1 protein-coding gene is annotated in these 601 nt (G+C 63.7%); it reads left to right on the forward strand.

Annotated elements, in window-relative coordinates; genetic code table 11:
* A partial coding sequence (locus tag ACT84W_RS10895) for a glycosyltransferase family 2 protein (protein ID WP_444329238.1) occupies positions 1–601 on the forward strand: 601 nt, incomplete at both ends.

Here is a 601-nt window from a genome sequence, read left to right on the forward strand (position 1 = left end):
GAGCCTTCCGCACTTTAGGCTGCTGCACACCTCCGGCCAGACCGGCGGCGGGGCGGCGCGCAACTACGCCTGCCGCCAGGCGACGGGCGAGTACCTCACGTTCCTCGACGATGACGACGAGTTCCTGCCTGACAAGGTGTCCACCCAGGTCGCCTTCATGCAGGAAAACTCCCTCGACATGAGCTGGCAGGATGTCTCGTGGTATGACGAACGTGGCCGGCTTGTGGAGCACCGCAGGCTCGACCATTGCGAGGACTTCTCCACCGAGGGTCTGCTGCGCGCGCACCTCCTAACGCCGATAAGCCCAACGGCCATCTATATGCTCAGGCGCGACCTGTTCGACCGCACTGAGGGTTTCGGCGAGGTGGCGACCGGCCAAGACTGGTGGCTGATGCTGCGCTGCATAGAGGCTGGCGCCCACATGGGCTACATGCCCGAGGTGCACGTGAGGCAGTACCTCCATTCCGGCGAGAGGCTCTCGCTTGGCAAGAACAAGGTAAACGGCGAGGTCGCAAGGCACGAGGTGGTGCGCGGCTACTACCCGCGCCTCAGCAAGAAGGATATGCGCTACATCGAATTTCGCCACAACGCCGTGCTCGCC

The organism is Paratractidigestivibacter sp., assembly GCF_052362415.1.
Lineage (GTDB): Bacteria > Actinomycetota > Coriobacteriia > Coriobacteriales > Atopobiaceae > Paratractidigestivibacter.